This is a genomic window from Daejeonella sp. (genome assembly GCF_036405355.1).
In the GTDB taxonomy this organism is placed as follows: Bacteria; Bacteroidota; Bacteroidia; order Sphingobacteriales; family Sphingobacteriaceae; genus Daejeonella.
This window is the reverse complement of sequence record NZ_DASWXT010000069.1, coordinates 1-20,254: the sequence shown is the minus strand read 5'-3', so window position 1 is coordinate 20,254 and position 20,254 is coordinate 1. Positions and strand designations below refer to the sequence as shown.

Annotated in this window: 16 protein-coding genes; 10 read left to right on the top strand and 6 right to left on the bottom strand. The window is 40.9% G+C overall.

Going from position 1 to position 20,254, the window contains the following annotated elements:
* Positions 1–346: 346 nt before the first annotated feature.
* Genes VGE44_RS08995 through VGE44_RS08985 form a run of 3 tightly spaced genes read right to left on the bottom strand, consistent with a single transcriptional unit; the run spans position 347 to position 4,265 of the window.
* Positions 347–1,162, bottom strand: coding sequence for a maleylpyruvate isomerase N-terminal domain-containing protein (locus tag VGE44_RS08995; RefSeq protein WP_331078141.1), 816 nt, complete (start codon positions 1,160–1,162; stop codon positions 347–349).
* Complete coding sequence (locus VGE44_RS08990; RefSeq protein WP_331078139.1) at positions 1,162–2,559, bottom strand: aldehyde dehydrogenase family protein; 1,398 nt, start codon at positions 2,557–2,559, stop codon at positions 1,162–1,164. The genes VGE44_RS08995 and VGE44_RS08990 overlap by 1 nt, the downstream gene beginning before the upstream one ends.
* A 32-nt stretch (positions 2,560–2,591) precedes the next feature.
* Positions 2,592–4,265: an amidase gene (locus tag VGE44_RS08985; RefSeq protein ID WP_331078136.1), complete on the bottom strand. Its 1,674-nt coding sequence runs from the start codon at positions 4,263–4,265 to the stop codon at positions 2,592–2,594.
* 72 nt (positions 4,266–4,337) lie between these two features.
* On the opposite strand from VGE44_RS08985, the gene VGE44_RS08980 reads away from it, so the two are divergent.
* Both VGE44_RS08980 and VGE44_RS08975 read left to right on the top strand, forming a co-directional pair.
* Positions 4,338–5,594: a hypothetical protein gene (locus VGE44_RS08980; RefSeq protein WP_331078134.1), complete on the top strand. Its 1,257-nt coding sequence runs from the start codon at positions 4,338–4,340 to the stop codon at positions 5,592–5,594.
* Positions 5,595–5,619: 25 nt separating this feature from the next.
* The gene (locus tag VGE44_RS08975; RefSeq protein WP_331078132.1) at positions 5,620–6,165 is read left to right on the top strand and encodes a DinB family protein; all 546 of its coding nucleotides are present in this window, start codon (positions 5,620–5,622) and stop codon (positions 6,163–6,165) included.
* On the opposite strand, the gene VGE44_RS08970 is transcribed toward VGE44_RS08975, so the two are convergent.
* Positions 6,157–6,921, bottom strand: coding sequence for an EcsC family protein (locus VGE44_RS08970; protein ID WP_331078130.1), 765 nt, complete (start codon positions 6,919–6,921; stop codon positions 6,157–6,159). The two genes, VGE44_RS08975 and VGE44_RS08970, sit on opposite strands and share 9 nt — an antisense overlap.
* A 120-nt stretch (positions 6,922–7,041) precedes the next feature.
* On the opposite strand from VGE44_RS08970, the gene VGE44_RS08965 reads away from it, so the two are divergent.
* The 8 genes from VGE44_RS08965 (at position 7,042) to VGE44_RS08930 (ending at position 19,004) form a co-directional block, all read left to right on the top strand.
* The gene (locus tag VGE44_RS08965; protein WP_331078128.1) at positions 7,042–9,756 is read left to right on the top strand and encodes a M14 metallopeptidase family protein; all 2,715 of its coding nucleotides are present in this window, start codon (positions 7,042–7,044) and stop codon (positions 9,754–9,756) included.
* An 81-nt stretch (positions 9,757–9,837) separates the two neighbouring features.
* Positions 9,838–11,481: a M14 family metallopeptidase gene (locus VGE44_RS08960; protein WP_331078126.1), complete on the top strand. Its 1,644-nt coding sequence runs from the start codon at positions 9,838–9,840 to the stop codon at positions 11,479–11,481.
* 36 nt (positions 11,482–11,517) lie between these two features.
* Positions 11,518–13,254, top strand: coding sequence for a M14 family metallopeptidase (locus VGE44_RS08955; protein WP_331078124.1), 1,737 nt, complete (start codon positions 11,518–11,520; stop codon positions 13,252–13,254).
* Between the two features lies 1 nt (position 13,255).
* Positions 13,256–13,471, top strand: coding sequence for a hypothetical protein (locus VGE44_RS08950; RefSeq protein WP_331078122.1), 216 nt, complete (start codon positions 13,256–13,258; stop codon positions 13,469–13,471).
* 7 nt (positions 13,472–13,478) lie between these two features.
* A complete protein-coding gene (locus tag VGE44_RS08945; RefSeq protein WP_331078120.1) occupies positions 13,479–13,673 on the top strand; it encodes an alpha/beta hydrolase family protein in 195 nt (64 codons plus the stop codon).
* 886 nt (positions 13,674–14,559) lie between these two features.
* Positions 14,560–17,004, top strand: a complete 2,445-nt coding sequence (locus VGE44_RS08940; protein WP_331078118.1) for a PIG-L family deacetylase — start codon at positions 14,560–14,562, stop codon at positions 17,002–17,004.
* A gap of 5 nt (positions 17,005–17,009) precedes the next feature.
* Complete coding sequence (locus tag VGE44_RS08935) at positions 17,010–17,192, top strand: hypothetical protein (protein WP_331078116.1); 183 nt, start codon at positions 17,010–17,012, stop codon at positions 17,190–17,192.
* Positions 17,193–17,300: 108 nt separating this feature from the next.
* A complete protein-coding gene (locus VGE44_RS08930) occupies positions 17,301–19,004 on the top strand; it encodes a sodium:solute symporter (protein WP_331078115.1) in 1,704 nt (567 codons plus the stop codon).
* Between the two features lie 407 nt (positions 19,005–19,411).
* On the opposite strand, the gene VGE44_RS08925 is transcribed toward VGE44_RS08930, so the two are convergent.
* On the bottom strand, positions 19,412–19,903 hold the full coding sequence (locus VGE44_RS08925) for a hypothetical protein (RefSeq protein ID WP_331078113.1): 492 nt from the start codon (positions 19,901–19,903) through the stop codon (positions 19,412–19,414).
* The coding region (locus tag VGE44_RS08920; RefSeq protein WP_331078111.1) for a sigma-70 family RNA polymerase sigma factor at positions 19,900–20,254 on the bottom strand (355 nt) is incomplete at its 5' end. The genes VGE44_RS08920 and VGE44_RS08925, both read right to left, overlap by 4 nt.

Sequence of the window (20,254 nt, the reverse complement as noted above, 5' to 3'; positions counted from 1 at the left end):
GTTCAATCCCCAGTGCCAGCAAATTCATAAAACAGTTTTCCTTCCATTCAAAATGCAATACCGAGCATAGGGATTGCGGATCATATCTGGAATACATTCATATTGCACAACCCGCAAGACCAGCGAGAATTGTTTTATGAATGTGAAGGGGCCTTGTGACCAGAGGCACCTAGGGATTGAAGAAGGCTTTTGTTCCTTTTGGCCTTCAAAAGGAATTCGCCCCCCGGCAATGGAGGGAGGCAAAGTTATTGGGATATCTAATTTTGAAATCAGCTAAAATGTCAATTTGAAAAGCCTAAATCGAGATATACTGAATATTACTCAGTATCACCTGACGGCAATGACTTTAAACCATAAATGCAGGCATGGCCAGAGCATGCATACCTAATTCCTGAACACCAATCACCTGCCAATACTGTTTAGCCTGATTAATTTCCATTCCTTTTGAGAACAGCATCCAGGCAATATTCTGATCAATATATATTTGGGATGCAATTTCACCGGGTTCATTGCTGAATTCCCATTTAGGTCCTTTGCGAACTATAGACCATACTCCTCCTGCCTCACCTACTACCTCCACCCTGATCAAGGTACCTTCGGGTAATTCAAAGCTCCTGTAATGGTAGGGCAAAGCCTGCATACATATCTGAAGAAAGGGATTGTACAATTCCCTGTTCATGATAGATTTTGCCCCTACTGCCTGCCTGATTTGCTGCTGATGATGCCATCTTTCGGTGTACTCACGGGCGATGTCAAATCGGTTAGTTGAAACATCTTCACCCGCCCATGAAACCGGAAAAATAGCCTTTGCATCAGGATCAAGACTTTCAAGATATTGAAGCATCTGTACTTGAGCCAGCTTCAATTGTTCCAAAATGATTTCGGGACTAACTCTTTTGTAGGCATTCACCCAGTCGGCATTCAGAGCATTCAGATAGTTTATAAGATCCTGATAGGACTTAATTTCAGGAGGTTCGGTTTGGTAAGCATCCCTGCCAATAGATAAACGCCTTAGAGCACCATCAAGTAAATGAGCGGCGATATCCTTTACTTTCCATTGCTTGCATAAAGTATCATTATTCCATTGTCTTCGGTCAAGTCCGTTCAATACCTCAATGAGGGAGGAATTAAGTACAGGGAACAAGTGCAGTACATCAATCATCACATAATCTTTTTAAGCCATTTTAATAGATTTTTCTTCTCAGGATATGGAGGATATGCAATTTTACTGAAATCTATTTTAGATTGAAACATCACTGCACGCTCATGCGAAAAAGCTTTGAATCCGAAGAATCCATGACAACTGCCTGAACCGCTGTTTCCAATCCCACCAAAAGGAAGGTTAGGGTTTGAAATATGTATTACCACATCGTTCACACAGGTACCCCCGGATGAGGTCTGCCTTATTGTATTTCTGATTACATCATCTGAATCCGAAAAAATATACAGTGCAAGCGGTTTTGGCATCTGGTTGACAAAATCTATGGCCTTGTTTACCGATTCATAAGTTATAACAGGAAGCAGGGGCCCGAATATTTCTTCTTGCATTATGGCAGAGGATACAGAAACCTTACTTAACAAAACTGGTTCAATCGATTGATCTTCATCGCTATCATTACCTCCCTTTATGATCATCGCCCCATCTTCTACAGCTTTATCGCGAAGAGTTTTCAATCGCTGATAATGACTTGCACTAATGATCTTACCATAGCTGCTTTTATCCAGCATTTTATTGTTATAGAACAATTGTTCAATCTTTAATGCAGCCAAGCGGAGAAACTCCTGCTCCTTACTTGAGTGAATCAAAACATAATCAGGCGCAATACAGGTCTGCCCTGAATTCATAAACTTACCCCATACAATTTTTTCTGCTGCCTTTTGAAGATCGGCATCCTCAGTAATGATTGCAGGCGACTTACCTCCAAGTTCAAGTGTAACAGAACTCAGGTGTTTGGCTGCGGCGGCCATAATTACCTTACCAATCTTTGGACTTCCTGTAAAGAAAATATGATCGAAAGGCAGTTCCAGTAAAGCTTGTGATACCTCAATACTGCCTTCAAAACAAGCAATTTCCCTTGAATCAAAATTATCGTTAATCAATTTTAACAGAACTGAAGTAGTTGCGGGACTTAATTCAGAAGGTTTGAGCATAGCACAGTTTCCTGCTGCAATCGCAGAAACAAGTGGGGCAATCAGCAATTGAAATGGGTAATTCCAGGGGGAAATAATCAAAGACACACCCTTAGGCTCATAAAATATTCTGTTTTTTGTAAAAAAACTGCTCAAGCCCGCTGATACCCTGCGGGGACTGATCCATTTGGACAGATTTTTTATTGCAAAATCTATCTCAGCGTAAACAAAATATACTTCGGTCAGGGCCGCTTCAAACTCAGATTTTCGAAGATCCTTTTGAAGTGCTTCAAATATAAGCTCCTCATTTTCCTGAATCAGAGACCTGAGCTTCCTCAGCTTATCCTTACGCTCTGCTGCACCTGTACTGCGGAGAAGAATGCTATGAACCTTTTGAAGTTCAAAAATTTCGGTGATACTTTTTTGCATACGGGCTTGTTCTGACAGAGATTCAGGAATTTCTAAAAATTTAATGGAGGATGGTTTTGATGAAAGACCGTAGCTTTTTGATAAGCCTGTGCAACTTTTAACAATTTCCCTTCACCAAAAAGCTGTCCGGTAAAGGTAATACTACCCGGAAGACCATTTCTAAACCCATTTGGCAAAACTACACAGGGATGACCACTTAAATTACTGGCACGTAAATTCATCCCAAAAGCAGGTGCAACAAACAGGTCAATATCCTTCATTTTCTGGTTCAACTGCTCAATCAGCAAAGCTCTTGCCCGGTTTGCCTGAATATATTCTACAGCAGGTATAAAATGCGCAGAACGAAATCCACTTGGCCAGGCATTTTTATCCTGTCTCACCAGCAGGTCATCGCGGTTTGAAAGGCTGAGTTCCTGAAATGCGGCACCAGATTCAGCTGATAAAACAATGAGCATATCATTGTAAGGCAATGCAGGAAGCTCGAAGGGAATCAGTTCTGCACCTAATTCCTTCAACTTAATAAGTGTTAAACTATCATTTGATGCATTTGAATACTTAAGCTTGAATTCAGACCTGATATAGCCGATTCGTGTGCCTTTAAGGCTGGTTCCTGCAGGACTGGTATAATTAAAAGGTGCGGGGATTGCACTAAGATCCTTTCCATCCACTCCCTGAATCGCATTAAATACAATCGCGCAATCTTCAACACTCCGGGTGATCGGACCTAATTTATCCATGCTCCAGCTTAAAGCCATGGCTCCGTGTTTGCTCACACGGCCAAAACTAGGGCGAAGTCCTGTGGTACCACATTCTGTGGATGGTGAAACGATAGAACCCAATGTTTCAGACCCGATGGCAAATGGCAGACATCCTGCAGAAACTGCAGAAGCAGAACCTGCAGAAGAACCGCTTGATCCGCGCTTTATATCCCATGGATTTTTTGTCTTTCCGCCAAACCAAACATCACCCATCGCTAATTCACCAAGGGTCATCTTAGCAATTAAAACTGCTCCTGCATTCTCAAGACGTGTAACAACCGTTGCGTCCATGTCCATTTTCTGATCCTTATAAGCTACTGATCCCCAGGTAGTTTTGTAATCTTTAGTAGCCAGAAGATCTTTGACTCCAAATGGTATTCCATGCAGCATTCCCCTGTATTTACCGGCAGCGATCTCTGCATCGGCCTTTCTGGCCTGCTTCATCGCGCGCTCTTCAGTTATACTTACAGCATAAAGCAAGACCGGATCATATTTCTTGACCCGTTCGATAAAAAAGCGGGTCAGTTCAACCGAGCTGATCTGTTTGCTTTGTATCAATCCGGCAAGCTGAGTGATAGTAAAAAATGCAAGTTTCTCCCTGTCAGCAGGAAGCGTAATATTTTGTTGGGCAGAAACTTTAAAATAATTGGCCTGATCAGGGAAACGATACCCTGCTGGAAGGGGATTAAAGTTTAGAGCAGGTGCAATGGAATTAGAAATGTTTAGGTTTCGAAGAGCCGCATAACTTTTTCGCCTTCTTTCCAGATCCTGAAGCATGGTATCCGCCTCTGCATCAGTGAAGTCTAATCCTATAATTTTCTGCGCCTGTTTAATCAGGGCTACAGTGATTTTTTCTTCCTCAAGTTTTTGGGTGATAAAACCTCCCAGTGTAAAACTTAGGATGCAAAGAATTGTAATGATACTATTTCTACGTAAATGAAGTTTCATGTTTGCTGATTTATCGATCTGAATAAATTTAATGAAAGAAACAGTAAATTAAGCCCTTTGATATTTATAATTATGATCAAACATATTTCTTTATTCTTAATCCTAAGCCTGTTTGGTCTTTGTTTGCAGGCACAAACTATAAAAACAGGAGTACTGGTGGTTGGAAATACGCCTGCAGGTGCTTCTGCAGCTATACAATCTGCGCGTTCAGGTGCCAAAACAACTTATCTGACTCAATCATTATCTGTAAATCCGGTTTTCGCAGAAGAAGATCTTCAATACTTATGGAATATCAGAAACCATTACTTCTTGAAAGAGCGGAAAAAAAGCAAAGCGACTGATTCGATAATAGCCACAAAAATCAATCTTGATAAAGCCACTGATCTGATAAAAAATATTGCGGACACTGTAAAAAACCTAAGTCTTAATCACAATAATGTTATAGATGAGATAAAAAAAGATGGGAAAGGCTGGGAAGTGAGGCTTAAGGGTGGGCAAAAGATTAAGACAGATGTGATTGTGGATGCAACTGATAAGCTCTCTTTAGCGTCTTTACTCAGAATAGACTTGAAAAAAGCAGTGTCCATACCGGTAAAAAGTGAAAATCCATTCGATAGTAGGTTAATCAGAAGCGGAATGGCAACAGGATATCTGGAACTGGCTAATAGTGAACGCTCAATTGCTTCAATCCCTCCGTCGGCCTTAATTCCGGCAGGTTTTGAAAATTTTATTGTCATCCCTAAGCAGATCGGACAAGTTAAACCAAAGAGAATGGAGCTGGGTCAGGCTGCAGGAACTATTGCGGCTTATTGTGCATTTTTTAAAACTACTACTAAAACCATCAATATCAGGGTAGTACAAGGCGAATTACTCGCATTTGATGCAGTACTGATACCTTATTCTGATATTGACCAGAAAGACCCTAATTTTAAGGCCTTCCAGCAATTAGGCCTCAGCGGATTGATGAAATCGATCATGGTAAAAGAAGGGAATGTTAATACGATTAAATTTGATACTGCGGGTACTGTTACTGCTGCAGAATTAAAGGCACCGATGAAAGAATTTTATACAAGAAGCCAGATCTGGTTTGCTGATAATAAGGCAGATACATTAACAATCGGAGATGCAATCAGCCTGTTTATGTTCACAGCTACACGGGGAGAGGAATTGAAAAAAGAAATAGAAGAAGGCTGGAAAGTGAGTTTCAAATTCAATAGTAAATTTGATCTGAAACGGAATATCAGCAGAAAAGAATTCGGGATTCTTGCTGACCGCTATCTTCAGCCATTTAATGTCAGAGTGGATCCGGCAGGAAATTTAATGCGTTGATTTAATAAATTTAATTGTGGAAATAATGAAAAATTTGAGATCAATATTGACAATTTGTGGCTTACTGATGTTGAGCAATTCCATTATTGCACAGGGACTGAACAATGAAGTGGTTAAAGCGAACATGATCGTTGACTGGGAAAGGGCAAAACTTTATACCAGGGAATATCTGGATGCAATGCCTGAAGATGGAATTAATTTTAAACCTATCCCCGACCTCCGCAGTTTTGCAGAGCAAATGCTGCATATGTCACAGGGAACCATTGGATTAATTTCGAGTGGTACAGGAGCAAACCCGATTTACCAGGGAAAAGTACTTGAAAAAGCAGATGAATTCAAGAATAAAGCCGCACTAACAAAGGTGGTGATGGAATGTTATGATTATGCTATTCAGTCGATAAGAAACATGGATGCCACAAAAATGGATAGTCTGATTAAAAGAGGAAATTATGAAACCGACCAGTTTGGCTGGCTTAATAAAGCATTTGAGCATCAAACACATCATCGCGCCCAGACAACAATATACCTTCGTTTGAAGGGAATCAAACCACCGAATGAAAAATTATTCTAATCTTGGCTTGCTCTTTTTGCCCTGATTTATAATTTTAAGCGGACTGATCTTCCTCATGCGGTAACAATTAATTGCCGTTTCACCCAACTTTTCAATCAGTTTATAATTCACTATTGCTCCTACAGCGGCTCCAATCAGGGGAATGAGCTGTGCCATTTTCGCCAGGTCAATATAATCCCGATATTCCTGCTGAAAAGTTCGCCAGTCGAACTGATCAACATCCTCCGGCAGGGAGGCGATGTAAGAATTCCAGTCTGAAATTTGATGGAAAACCTTATGCCTGCCCTGTTGACTCGAAAATGCCAGCTGGAAAATATACAATATGTAAAGGCGCTCCCTGTAATCCCTGACATCATATCCGTAAAGGGCAGCTATATCAAAAAGCAGTTTCATCTTGATCCCAATCAAAATTGGAAATTCTGCGAGGCCAAGCAAAAAGCCACCTGCTCCGGTCACTGCACCTTCTGCAGATGCTGTTTTCCTGTAAAATTGTATTCTCTCCTTTACAAAAGCTTCCCTAAGCTGCAATGAACTATCCTCTCGCGGTTCTTTAGTGACATATTTGGCACCAAAAAGCACAGCTTTAACCATTTTTTCGATCGCAACCGTGATTGCATTATGTACTTTTTCAGGGATCAGTTTATTCAAACGATTCTGAATTCCCTTTGAGGCAAGATCAAAAAAGCCGGGCTTCTTCAGGATCTTCTTTTTCCAGAGCTCGAGTTCTTTATAGGCCTGTTCTTCGTATGGTAGCATAATAATTTAGTCACATTTGAAAAATAGGCCATTTTTACAAGATACCGAATAATAATTTCAGAATACCTGAATTTGTTCGTATTCGTATTACTCTTAACTTGCCTTTCCAAACCAATTTCTATGCGTAAGCTTTCTCTGCTCCTTGCCTGCATTTTTCTGCTCAATAATTTACTTGCGCAGATATCCCCAAAAGAACATTTCGGTTTCACAATCGGAGATGATTATCAATTAGCCAACTTCACACAGACATATGACTATTTCAAAAAGATCTCCGAGCAATCTGACCGGGTAAAACTTCTGGGTATTGGCATGACCGAAGAAGGCAGAACGCAGCCTATGCTGATCGTTTCTTCCCCCGAAAACCTAAAAAATCTGGAACAATACAAACAAATATCTCAAAAGCTGGCTAGGGCAGAAAATTTATCCGAATCGGAGGCGAGGGTACTTGCAGAAAAAGGGAAAGCAATAGTCTGGATTGACGGAGGATTGCATTCAACTGAAACTTTGGGCATCCATCAGCTCATCGAAACCTTATGGAATCTGGTAAGCAGAAAAGATGCAGAGACCATGCGCATACTTGATAACACAATTATTTTAATGACACATGCCAATCCAGATGGACACGAACTGGTCAGCGACTGGTACATGCGTGAAGAAAAGCCCGAGAACCGTTCTCTGCAAAATTTACCTCGTTTATATGAGAAATATGCCGGCCATGATAATAACCGGGACTTTTTTATGATGAATCTAAAGGAAACTCAGAATATGAGCAGGCAATTATTTGTAGACTGGTTGCCTCAGATAATGTATAACCACCATCAGAGAGGTCCTGAGGGCTCTGTTGTTGCGGGAGCACCCTATCGTGATCCCTTTAATTATGTTTTTGATCCTATTCTGATGACCAGTATTGATGCTCTTGGTGCAGCCATGAACTCAAGACTTAATATTGAGAATAAACCGGGTTATACCCAAAAATATGGTTCCGTATTTTCAACCTGGTATAACGGAGGCCTGCGCACAACCACCTACTTCCATAATATTATCGGATTACTGACAGAAACCATTGGCGGACCAACACCTTCAGAAATATCCCTCGTTCCGCAACGATTGATTCCAAATGGTGGAACAACCTTTCCGGTTACCCCTCAAAAATGGCACTTCCGACAGTCTATAGATTACTCAGTCTCGTTAAATTATGCTGTTCTGAATTATGCCGTACGTTATCGTGATGAATTATTGTTTAATATTTACCGGATGGGTAAAAATTCCATTGAACGCGGAAGTAAAGATACATGGGGACTTTCTCCAAATAAAGTGGAAGCGATCAACCAGGCCTACCTTAAGGATCAGCCCGGAGCAAAAATTGCTAATCAGCAAATCCTACCAAAAAAATACTTTGATACGGTAATGAATAATCCCGAGAACCGGGATGCCAGGGGATATATTATCCCCTCCGATCAGGCTGATTTCCAGACTGCTGTAAAGTTTGTAAATGCACTGATCCGTTCCGGTATTTTGGTGCATAAAGCAACAACTGATTTTAATGTAGCAGGAAAAAACTATCCAAAAGGTTCCTTCATAATTAAAACCAATCAGGCTTTCAGGCCCCATGTGCTGGATATGTTTGAGCCACAGGATCATCCCAATGATTTTAAATACGAAGGAGGCCCTCCGGTTGCTCCTTATGATGCTGCAGGCTGGACTCTCGCTTATATGATGCATGTGCAATTCGACCGCCTTCAGGATGATTTCAACGGTCCATTTGAACGTATTCCATATGGCGAACTTCAAAAGCATCAATCTGGAACACTCGCTTCTGCTAAAGCTTACCTGATTAATGCGGAATCTAATAATGCATTTATTGCGGTAAATGAAGTATTAAAAGCCGGAGAAAAAGCATACCGGATAAAGGCCGGGGATAAGCGCGGGGATTTTTATATCCCAGGAAATCCAAAAACAAGAAATTTACTTAACAAAGTAAAAAGTGATGCTGGATTGGAGATAAGAGAAAGTTCAAAAGTACCTGAAAATCTGACCAGACTTTCAGAATTACGGATTGGACTTTGGGATACCTATGGTGGCTCTATGTCTTCGGGATGGGTGCGTTTATTAATGGAGCAATTCAACTTTAAGGCTTCATTGGTTTATGCGAAGGATATTGAAGCCGGAAATCTGAATGATAAATACGATGTTCTCATATTTGTCCCGGGGGCAATTCCCGCACTTTCAGGAAGAGCTGGCAGAGGAAATTCTTTAAACACCGGCCCGGATCCTGAGACAATTCCATCAAAATTCAGGGGACAATTAGGCAGGATTAATGAAGATAAATCAATTCCTGAATTAAAAAAATTCATAGAAATGGGCGGTAAAGTGGTAAGCATTGGAAGCAGTACGAATCTGGCCTACCACCTGAATCTGCCGGTAAGAAATGCAATAGTAGAGTTGGATGCAAATGGAATAGAACGAAGCCTGCCTGCCGAAAAATATTATATCCCGGGGAGTATTCTGAGTGCTGATACAGACAATAAAATTCCTGCGGCCTGGGGTATGCCTGCTAAATCGGATATCTATTTTGACAGGAGTCCGGTTTTCAAAATCTCAACTGAAGCAATTGCCAGCGGAAAAGTTAAGCCCATCTTATGGTTTTCAAATCCAGCTCCTCTGCGAAGCGGCTGGGCTTGGGGTCAGGCATACCTGCGCGATGGAGTAACTGCATTCGAGGCAGAGGTTGGCAAGGGTAAACTCTATGCCTTTGGTCCCGAAATTACATTCAGGGCTCAAACGCATGGAACATTTAAATTGCTGTTCAATCAGCTTTATGGGCATTCTGAATAACAGATACAGCTAAAATCTCAATAAAACCTGAAATTAAATTATTTATGTATTTTCATTGGTTGAAACTAACCGATTTCTTTCATGAATAAAATTTACAAAACCTCTGTTTTGCTGTGGGGTATTTTTCTCTTTTTCGGAGAACTGTATGCTCAGGATTACAGCAATAACTCCAGGGTTTCAGAGCGGATAAATTCCCTCGCTAAAACCTATCCATCACTGGTAAAAGTTAAATCACTCGTTAAAACCCTTGGCGGAAAGGATATCTGGATGCTTAGCATTGGCAGCGGCAACACAGCCCAAAAACCGGCGATTGCAATTGTTGGAGGTGTTGAGGGTTCACACCTTCTGGGCACCGAACTGGCTTTGGGATTTGCAGAAAAAATACTCAGGGACTCTGCGCAGGATAGTATCAAGGCTATTCTTGAAAAAAATACATTTTATGTTTTTCCGAACATGAGTCCGGATGCTACGGAACAATACTTCTCTCAGATACGCTATGCAAGAAGTGGAAATGCAAAAGCTACAGATGACGACCGCGATGGAAAGCTGAATGAAGATGGGTTTGATGACCTGAATAAAGATGGTAAAATAAGCTGGATCAGGGTTGAAGATCCAACAGGAAAATACCGTATCAACCCTGAAGAACCCCGGTCGATGATTCTTGCCGATCCAGGCAAAGGTGAAACCGGCAAATACCTGCTTTTTTCTGAAGGTACTGACAATGATAAGGATGGAAATTATAATGAAGATGCTGAAGGCGGCGTACATTTTAATAAGAATATGAGTTATGACTATCCGAATTTCATTCCGGGATCGGGAGAACACATGGTCTCAGAAATTGAAAACAGGACTTTACTCGACAATCTGTTTGAGATGTTCAATATTTACTCAGTAATCACATTCGGGCCCTATAATAACCTTTCAGTACCTGTTGCTTTTAACGCACAGGCTGTTTCAAAGCGCATTATTACCGGTTATTTTGAAGCCGATGCAAAGGCAAATACTCTGGTTTCTGAACTTTATAATAAAACCGTTGGCTTAAAGGATGCTCCGAAAAGTGCCTCAGAAGGAGGTGATTTTGCTCAATGGGCTTATTTCCATTACGGTCGTAATAGTTTCAGTACCCCGGGATGGTGGGTACCGAAAGCGAAAGCCGACACAGCAAAAAAAGTGAAGGATCTGAAAATTGAAGATCCGGTGGCAAATTACCTTCGCTGGGCCGACAGCCAGGGACTGAAAAACAATTTTACAGAGTGGAAAAAGATTGAACACCCTGATTTCCCCGGACAAACCGTAGAACTTGGGGGAATTGATCCTTTTGTATTAAAAAATCCACCGTTCAAACTGGTTGAAAATTTAGTAAAAAAGCATAGCGACTTTATTCTCGCATTCAGCAAGTATACTCCTTCCATTGATATCACAAACATAAAAAAAGAGAAATTAGGCAATGATCTGACCAGGGTCACAGTCACTCTTTTTAATCAGGGAATTTTACCCACCCAGACTAAGGTTGGCGAACGAAGTTATTGGGTAAAGAAGCTGTCTGTTAAAGTAATTCCGCAGGCGAATCAAACAATTATCAGTGGACGCAAAAACCAATCGATCGATGCCATTCAAGGTCAGGGAAACCAAAGCATTTCCTGGCTGATAAAAGGTTCCGGTAAGCTGACAATTAATGCAGGCAGTCCGACGACTGGAACAAAGACTGTAGAAATCCCTTTATAGTCCCAGGATTTGTTTTGAAAAATTAAATAGAAAATGATGAAAGCATTCATAAAGAAAATATTTTTTACCCTTCCGCTGCTTGCTCTGGCAATTGTCTTGCAGGCACAGCAACCTGAGCAAATCCTTAAAGCTTCGGGAAGTCCGGCAAACCCGAAAGTTCCGGTAAGCTGGAATCGATATAATGATTATGCCGCAATTACAGAGATCTGTAAAAAACTTGCAAATGCTTATCCGGATCTTGTAAAGCTTGAATCAATGGGAAAATCACACCTTGGAAAAGAAATGTGGGTGATGACAATCTCTGATTTTAAAAAGGGCGATCCGGGAAGAAAACCTGCGATGTATATTGATGGAAACATCCATTCAAATGAAATTCAGGGCAGCGAATTCGCACTATATACGGCCTGGTATCTTGCTGAATCTTTTGCAGATACAAAGCATATTCAGGACTTATTGGAAGATAAAACCTTTTACATTGCCCCAACGATCAACCCGGATGCCAGGGACAATTTTATCCACAAGGCAAATACGGCCCATTCACCACGTTCAGGAATGATTCCTGTTGATAATGACCGGGATAGTGAAGTAAATGAAGATGGTTTTGATGACCTCGATGGTGATGGTCATATTGTTTTCATGCGCCGAAAAAATCCAAATGGACGTTTAAAATCGGATCCCGAAGATCCGAGAAGAATGGTTACTGTTGGCGTTGATCAACAAGGCGAATATGAATTGCTGGGCTATGAAGGAATTGATAATGATGGGGATGGTGAGGTTAATGAAGACGGAGAAGGTTTTTATGACCCGAATCGCGACTGGGCATGGAACTGGCAGCCAAATCACATACAAAACGGAGCCTATAAATATCCATTCTCTTTGCCTGAAAATCGTTCGATTTCTGAATTTGTGATGAAACATCCCAATATTGCCGCAGGGCAGTCCTATCATAATAATGGAGGGATGATACTCCGTGGACCGGGTGCACTTGAGGATGTGAACACCTATAATGCACAGGATGTACAAGTTTACGATGCCCTTGGCAAAAAAGGTGAGGAACTGATTCCCGGATATAAATACCTGGTTGTTTATAAAGATCTGTACTCTGTTTTTGGAGGGGAACTGGACTGGTTTTATGGTGGCAGAGGTATCTATACTTTCTCAAATGAGCTATGGACTCAGTTCCTCTTGTATAATAAACCTTCTGACAGAAATGCCCAGTCTGAACAATATTCTTTCGACCGGAATCTGCTTTTTAATGATGCTTTTGTTAATTGGAAAGCGTTCAAACACCCGCAATATGGTGATATAGAGATCGGTGGTTTTAAGAAATCTTTTGGCCGTCTGCATCCCGGATTTTTGCTCGAAAGCGATGCCCACCGCAATATGGCTTTCACCTTATATCATGCCTATCATACCCCTAAACTTTCTGTTGAAGAGATCTCTGAAAAGGATTTGGGAGCCGGATTAAAGGAAGTTACTGCAGTGATTGCGAACAAGCGCCTAATGCCTACACATTCAAGCCAGGATCTGAAATACAAGATTGAAGTTCCTGATCTGGTTAGTCTGAAGGGAGCAAAAGTGATTGCAGGAATGATCGTTAGCAACCGTGACCTGAACATTGCCGAGGAGCAAAAAAATGATCCTGCAAATATAAAAGTACCCAATATCCCGGGAAACGGTACAGTTACCGTGAGGTGGATAATACAGAAAGAAGAAAAATACCAGATTAACGTCGACAGTAAAAAGGGTGGAATGGCTAGTAGATCAAAATAATATGAAACTGTCCTTATCCACAATAACACTGCTCCTTTTCAGTACTCTTCTTTTCGGACAAGGGGATAAGGAATTTTTTAAAGCAATAAGCTCCCTCGAAGGCAGAACCATTTATGGTAAGGCTATTTACATGCCGGATACCATCAGGGCGAATGATTTTTGGGGAAAAGTGCTGAGTTTTAACGAAAATCTATTTTGCCTAAGGTTTAAGAGGTAATTTGCTGATGGCTCATGGAATGGTAGATGTGAATGTTCATTTTCAGGATATCATCCGATTATCACAAAGGCTTATTGAACTTAAAAAAGAGAACTGGGAACTTGCGGTTTATCCCGTTGAAGACCATGGCTTTTGGGAGCCTTCGAGCTGGACTGATGAGTATAAACGGATCCTGAAATTATTTGAAAAAACACTCAAATAATTGGTACAGACACCTAAAAGCCTGTAAATGAATGATTTTTGAAATTCTTACTTTAAAAAAATGTGGAAAACTTATTTTCAAAAAATAATGAAAAAGTGTAATTTTATAAAATAAAGGTTAATCAACCTTAAGGCTATTTGTCTTACGAAAGTAAAAACGCATTTCAGACATGCAGTGATTGTACTCTGAGAGGTGGGGAATAGCTTTAAGGATCTACAAGTTTTTAATTGTAATTTTTGGGGAAACGGTCAGATATTCAATATCTGACCGTTTTTTTCATTTAGGCCCTTTCTTTGCAATTGATTAAGATGTCTTTTTAATTAATTGCAAGAGTGCTTCAGACTAATTTCCTAATTTAAGGATTGGGAGGTTCCCGCCTACGCGGGATCCGATTTTATCGGATGAAAATTCGTGAGGAAGGTTCCAGCTTCCGCTGGAACCGATAGCTATCGGTTGACAATTCAGGTGAGATAGATAGGGAGATTCCGGCCTTCGCCGGAATCGGATTTAGCAAATCAATCCCTGTAAGATTATGCCTTTAAGGTTCAGTTTTTCAATAAGATTGTAAACAAAATATTCCCGCATTCCCAAGTTATGTATTTCGATTCCAGCGAAGGCTGGAATCTCCTCACCCTCTAACAAAGCTTGTCATCCGATAGCTATCGGATCTCGCGAAGGCGAGAACCTCAAGCAACATATACAACAATATCTGATCAACAAATACTGGAATACCTACACACCTAACAAAGCTTGTCATCCGATAGTTATCGGATCAAGGAAAGCCGGAACCTACCAAATAGAATCTTACTATTAAAGGTAAATTTTTTGTGTCATCGCATGCAGGCATAGTTTTTTCCATATTTTCGGATATTATGGATCGTATACTATGAAATTTCGTCAAATAGGTTTTAGCCTCTTTCTCTTCTTTCCACTTTTTGTTTCCGGGCAAAGCTCCATCCAGCTCAATTCTTCAGAAATTAAGCTTGGACTCAAAAAGTTAAATACTCTGGGTTCTGCATTATACATTGCGGCGCATCCGGATGATGAAAACACCCGTTTACTCGCATTTCTCGCTAAGGAAAAGAAATTCAGAACAGGTTATTTGTCCCTTACAAGAGGTGATGGAGGACAAAACCTGATCGGAAATGAGCAATCAGAGTTATTAGGACTTATTCGTACCCAGGAATTGCTTGCAGCCAGACGCACAGATGGAGCAGAACAATTCTTTTCGAGGGCAATCGATTTCGGGTTCTCAAAAAACTCAGATGAGACCTTCCGGATCTGGAATAAGGAACAAGTCCTGGCCGATGCTGTTTGGGTAATCAGAAAATTCAGGCCGGATGTCATCATCACCCGATTCCCTGAAGATGAACGTGCCGGACATGGTCAGCATGCCGCATCTGCAATTATTGCCCGCGAAGCATTTATCGCCGCAGCCGATCCAAAACGTTTCCCTGAACAACTTAAATATGCAGATGTCTGGCAGGCCAGACGAATAGTTTGGAATACCTATAATTTCGGTTCAATGAATACCACTGCCGAAGATCAGTTAAAACTGGATGTTGGTATTTTTAATCCTTTGCTGGGTAAAGGCTATGGCGAAATCGCCGCCGAGAGTCGTACCCATCATAAAAGTCAGGGTTTTGGAAGTGCCAGACAGCGTGGACAGGCAGTAGAATATTTTATCCATACAGCAGGAATTTTATCAAAAAACGACCTTTTTGAAGGGATAAATTCTCAATGGAGCCGCATCCCGGGAGGGGAAGAAATCGGGAGGATGATAAGTGCCGCGGATCAGAATTTTAACACTGATGAACCTTCCACCTCCGTTCCGGCATTTATTAATATCCTGAAAGCGATTGACAGATTACCCGAAGGTTACTGGAAGGAACAAAAATCCAAAGAGCTTAAAGATCTGATCGCTGCTGCCGCCGGACTTTGGTTTGAGTCCTATACTTTACAGGCAGTACAGGCTTTGAGAGACAGTATCAGACTACGGTCTGACATTGTACTTCAGTCCAAAATCCCTGTTAAATTACTGAGCATAAACGGACAAAAACAGGAGTTTGACCTAAAAGAAGGAGTTTCTAAAAGCATTCCAGGCAGTGTACCGGCAAAAGAGATCACAGAACCTTACTGGCTGTTTGAAAATCATCCAGTGGGTATGTTCAAAATCGATGATCAGCAATTAATTGGGTATCCTGAGAAGCCTTCTGCAGCCACAATTGGCTTTACTTTCAGGATTTCAGATCAGGAAATTTCATATCAGCGGCCAGTGGTTTTTAAATATACCGACCAGGTAAGAGGTGAAATATATCAGCCATTGATCGTTGCTCCCGCAGTCACAGCCAGTATCGCTGATAAAGCTTATGTCTTTTCGGGAAATACACCCAAAACGATACAGATACTGCTAAAAAGCTTTCGCGATAAAACCGAAGGCAGCCTGAGACCTGAAGTACCCTCCGGATGGAAAATTGAACCCCAGAAAATGGAGTTTAATCTTCCCAAAAAAGGAGATGAAAAAACAGTTCAGTTTACAATCAGCCCAAGCGAACAGGCTGAATCCGGAAAATTCACACTTAGTATTCAATCGGGCGGACAGACTTATAACCGGGCTCACCGGATCATTGATTATGATCATATTCCAATTCAAAATCTTTTTCCGCTGGCCGAAGCGAAAATTGAACGGGTTGAACTTAAAACAGGTGGTAAAAAGATCGGATATATTGCAGGAGCCGGCGATCTGATCCCTGAGTCCTTACAACAAATTGGTTACCAGGTAAGCACCCTTTCAGAAAGTGAAATAATGAATACTGATCTTTCACAATACGATGCAATCATCACCGGGGTAAGGGCTTATAATGTTAATGAAAGATTAGCCCTTATGCAGCCTAAACTGATGGAATATGTAAGTAGAGGGGGAACTTTATTGATTCAATACAATGTCAATAACCCATTACTGGTACAGAATATTGGCCCGTATCCATTTAAAATAACTCGTGACAGGGTAACTGATGAGAATGCTGGTGTACGATTTCTTGAAAAGGATCATCCTGTTTTGAACTATCCGAATAAGATTACAGCACAGGATTTTGAAGGATGGATTCAGGAACGAGGGCTCTATTTCCTCTCTGATGCTGATCCAAAATACAGCCGTATATTAAGCATGAATGATCCGGGAGAAACTCCAAAAGACGGGTCACTACTCGTAGCTGATTATGGCAAGGGAAGATTTGTATATACCTCCCTTGTTTTTTTCAGGGAATTACCTGCCGGAATACCCGGTGCATACAGATTATTTGTAAATTTGATCACAAAACAAAAAGAATAACAAAGATGAAAACTGAAAACTCTGCAAAAACTAATAGCGCTTATTACATCGTTCCAGCCGTATTATGTGGTATCCTTACTGCCTGTGTTGTTACAGGATCATTTGGCTACATGGTGTTAGGAGCAATTCTGGGTCTTCTTACCGCAGGCTTCTGGGCCAATGTTGTTCAGCATGGAGAAGAAGCCTGATCAGGATCTCCCACCTTTTGTAAAGACATGGAACCAGTTCTACTATCTTCTGATCGTGTGGCTGGTACTTCTTATTGTCTTGTTTTATCTGTTCACTAAAACTTTTGAATGAGCGGGATTGATTGGATAGTACTTTTTACTACCCTCCTCATAATTGTCGTATATGGCATTTACAAGAGTCGGGGGACAGAAAATATTGAAGGCTATCTGCTTGGAAATCATGCTTTTCCCTGGTATAGTGTTACGCTCTCGGTTATGGCCACTCAGGCCAGTGCAATCACTTTTCTTTCAGCTCCCGGACTTGCATTCTCGTCGGGAATGGCATTTGTCCAGTTTTATTTCGGCCTTCCACTGGCCATGATTGTACTCTGTATCACCTTTGTACCCATTTTTCATAAACTCAAAGTTTATACCGCCTACGAATTTCTTGAAAATCGCTTTGACCTTAAAACAAGGGCATTAACTGCCTTTTTATTCCTGATACAGCGCGGACTATCAACCGGAATTACCATTTATGCACCATCGATCATACTCTCTACGATTCTTAATATTGATACCACCTTTACTACGCTGTTTATTGGCGGACTTGTAATCAGTTATACTGTTTATGGAGGAACAAAAGCCGTATCCTACACCCAAATGCTGCAGATGGCTGTCATATTTTCCGGAATTTTGGTCGCCGGGATTCTTGTTGTAAAAATGCTTCCCGAAAGTGTGGGATTTGGAAAAGCCTTACAGATAGCCGGTAAAATGGGGCGGACAAATGCGATAGATTTTTCCTTCGACTGGAATAATCAATATACCGTATGGAGTGGCTTGATCGGAGGATTTTTTCTGCAATTATCCTATTTCGGAACCGATCAGAGTCAGGTAGGGCGATATCTTACCGGTTCATCTGTTGGACAAAGCAGGCTCGGGTTATTAATGAACGGTCTTTTAAAGATCCCGATGCAGTTTTTGATTCTTTTAATAGGAGTACTTGTTTTTACATTTTACCAATATCATCAGCCACCGATATTTTTTAATAGTTATGAACTCGGCAAGCTGGAAAAGAGTCAGTATAACAAGGAACTTGAACAGATAAAATTAGATTATTCGAATGCCTTTACAGAGAAACAGGCAGAAATCAATCGCCTGGAAAGGGCAATGGATGCCGAGGATGAATCCGCTATAAATACGCAACGTACAATTCTGGAGAGTGCCGATAAAAAAACGAAAGCAATCAGGCAGCAGGCAGTAGACCTGATGAAAAAGAATGATCCGGATGCTGAAACGAATGATAATAATTATGTCTTCCTCAGCTTTGTCACCAAATACCTTCCCCAGGGACTTATAGGCTTACTAATTGCGATCATTTTCCTGGCTTCGATGGGATCCACTTCCAGTGCTTTAAATTCCCTGGCTTCAACTACTGTAATAGATATCTATAAGCGACTGGTCAATCCGGATGCTTCTGATGAAAAATACCTTTCGGTTTCCCGATGGACAACCATAATCTGGGGCATATTTTGTATCCTGATGGCATTATACGCGAGTAAAATGGGCAATCTGATTGAAGCGGTTAATATACTGGGCTCATTATTCTATGGCACGATTCTCGGTATATTCATCGTTGCCTTTTATTTTAAAAAGATAGGGGGGTCAGCTACCTTCACAGCGGCCATTATTACTGAAATTATAGTATTTAGCTGCTGGATGATGGATCTTATGGCTTTCTTGTGGCTGAATGTTGTGGGCTGTGTGCTTGTAATGCTGATTGCTGTAATACTACAGAAATTTCAAAAAAATACACTCGAAGCCCCTGAAATATAGAATAATACTATTGTTACATGAGAACAATTTGATTGCGCATAGGCCTCAGCCCGCCCGGCTGAACACCGTTCGGACGGGCTTTAGCTGGGATTAACGAGTTCGTTCGTTTTGGGGCTTTAGCCTGATAGATCTGATTTGATTATGTACTCTCATACAATTGCTAATTGGCACTGAAGCACCAGTATTAGTTCCGTTCTGGTCGCTCAGGTTTTGGGCTGAAGCCCGATCTGAAAACCGCCTCTTAACCCGGAGCTAAAGCACCGTGCTATTCAGCCTTATGGCTATCACAACACTCAGTATTTTTTACTCAATCATTTAATTACCCATCATTCAGTGCCATTTCACCAAATAATTGACGAATAGAGTCTCGATAGTTTTACCCTAGTATCCTTACAAATAAATTACTATTATTTCGACTTCAGTCGCTTCCTTAAAAAACCATCAAAGAGATATAATCCGATAATAATATCAATAAACAAGAAGATATTGATATAAGTGCTACTCAGATATTTAGACGAGTCAAAAGTGGGCATCATTAATTCAGGCACCTTGAATCCTGTCGCCTGAGACCAATCGATCTGATAAAATAAAACTCCAAGCAAAGCAGTAATCGTAAAAAGGAAAAATGCTATAATTCCGAAAACAATCCTTTTATCGATCAATGACTTAAACGAAGCGGGAACAGGTTCCATATCGATCCTCTCCATCACATTTCTGGTAAAGCCCATTGAGGGTTCATCCTGATCTGCGGCATAAACCAGACTATTGAATGATTTACATTCTTCATATATCTGCCGGTAAAACGGATCAGCTTTTATTAACTGCTCAGTTAACTCTCTTTGCTGAGGAGTATCTGTTCCATCCAGATAATCCCAGATTCTTTGTTCTATAAGGTTCATAATAATTCCCTCACTTCATGGTGTAAAATATTCTCAATTTTCTCTTTCAGTCGGTGCCTTGCCCTGTGCAGCTTTACCTTAACTGTATTTGTTTCCATCCCTAAAGCCAGCCCGATCTCTTCCAGCGATTGCTCTCCCTGATAGAAAAGTGTGATTACTGCCGCATCATCAGGTAATAGCTGATCAATAGCCCGGTTCACAAAGACCATTTTCGATTTATGTTCCACTTCATCAGAGTTCAGATCTGAAACATGGTTTTCGACATTCAGCAAACCAACTTCGGTATCAATTGATTGAATATCCAGTCGCTTTTTTCTTAAAAAGGTAATAGCTGTTGTATACACAATACTA

Coding starts and splice junctions, on each gene's coding strand:
- VGE44_RS08945 (WP_331078120.1), top strand. CDS start 13,479: ATGGCTCATGGAATGGTAGATGTGAATGTTCATTTTCAGGATATCATC.
- VGE44_RS08980 (WP_331078134.1), top strand. CDS start 4,338: ATGATCAAACATATTTCTTTATTCTTAATCCTAAGCCTGTTTGGTCTT.
- VGE44_RS08940 (WP_331078118.1), top strand. CDS start 14,560: ATGAAATTTCGTCAAATAGGTTTTAGCCTCTTTCTCTTCTTTCCACTT.
- VGE44_RS08960 (WP_331078126.1), top strand. CDS start 9,838: ATGAATAAAATTTACAAAACCTCTGTTTTGCTGTGGGGTATTTTTCTC.
- VGE44_RS08990 (WP_331078139.1), bottom strand. CDS start 2,559: ATGCAAAAAAGTATCACCGAAATTTTTGAACTTCAAAAGGTTCATAGC.
- VGE44_RS08970 (WP_331078130.1), bottom strand. CDS start 6,921: ATGCTACCATACGAAGAACAGGCCTATAAAGAACTCGAGCTCTGGAAA.
- VGE44_RS08925 (WP_331078113.1), bottom strand. CDS start 19,903: ATGAACCTTATAGAACAAAGAATCTGGGATTATCTGGATGGAACAGAT.
- VGE44_RS08935 (WP_331078116.1), top strand. CDS start 17,010: ATGAAAACTGAAAACTCTGCAAAAACTAATAGCGCTTATTACATCGTT.
- VGE44_RS08975 (WP_331078132.1), top strand. CDS start 5,620: ATGAAAAATTTGAGATCAATATTGACAATTTGTGGCTTACTGATGTTG.
- VGE44_RS08965 (WP_331078128.1), top strand. CDS start 7,042: ATGCGTAAGCTTTCTCTGCTCCTTGCCTGCATTTTTCTGCTCAATAAT.
- VGE44_RS08995 (WP_331078141.1), bottom strand. CDS start 1,162: ATGATTGATGTACTGCACTTGTTCCCTGTACTTAATTCCTCCCTCATT.
- VGE44_RS08955 (WP_331078124.1), top strand. CDS start 11,518: ATGAAAGCATTCATAAAGAAAATATTTTTTACCCTTCCGCTGCTTGCT.
- VGE44_RS08950 (WP_331078122.1), top strand. CDS start 13,256: ATGAAACTGTCCTTATCCACAATAACACTGCTCCTTTTCAGTACTCTT.
- VGE44_RS08930 (WP_331078115.1), top strand. CDS start 17,301: ATGAGCGGGATTGATTGGATAGTACTTTTTACTACCCTCCTCATAATT.
- VGE44_RS08985 (WP_331078136.1), bottom strand. CDS start 4,265: ATGAAACTTCATTTACGTAGAAATAGTATCATTACAATTCTTTGCATC.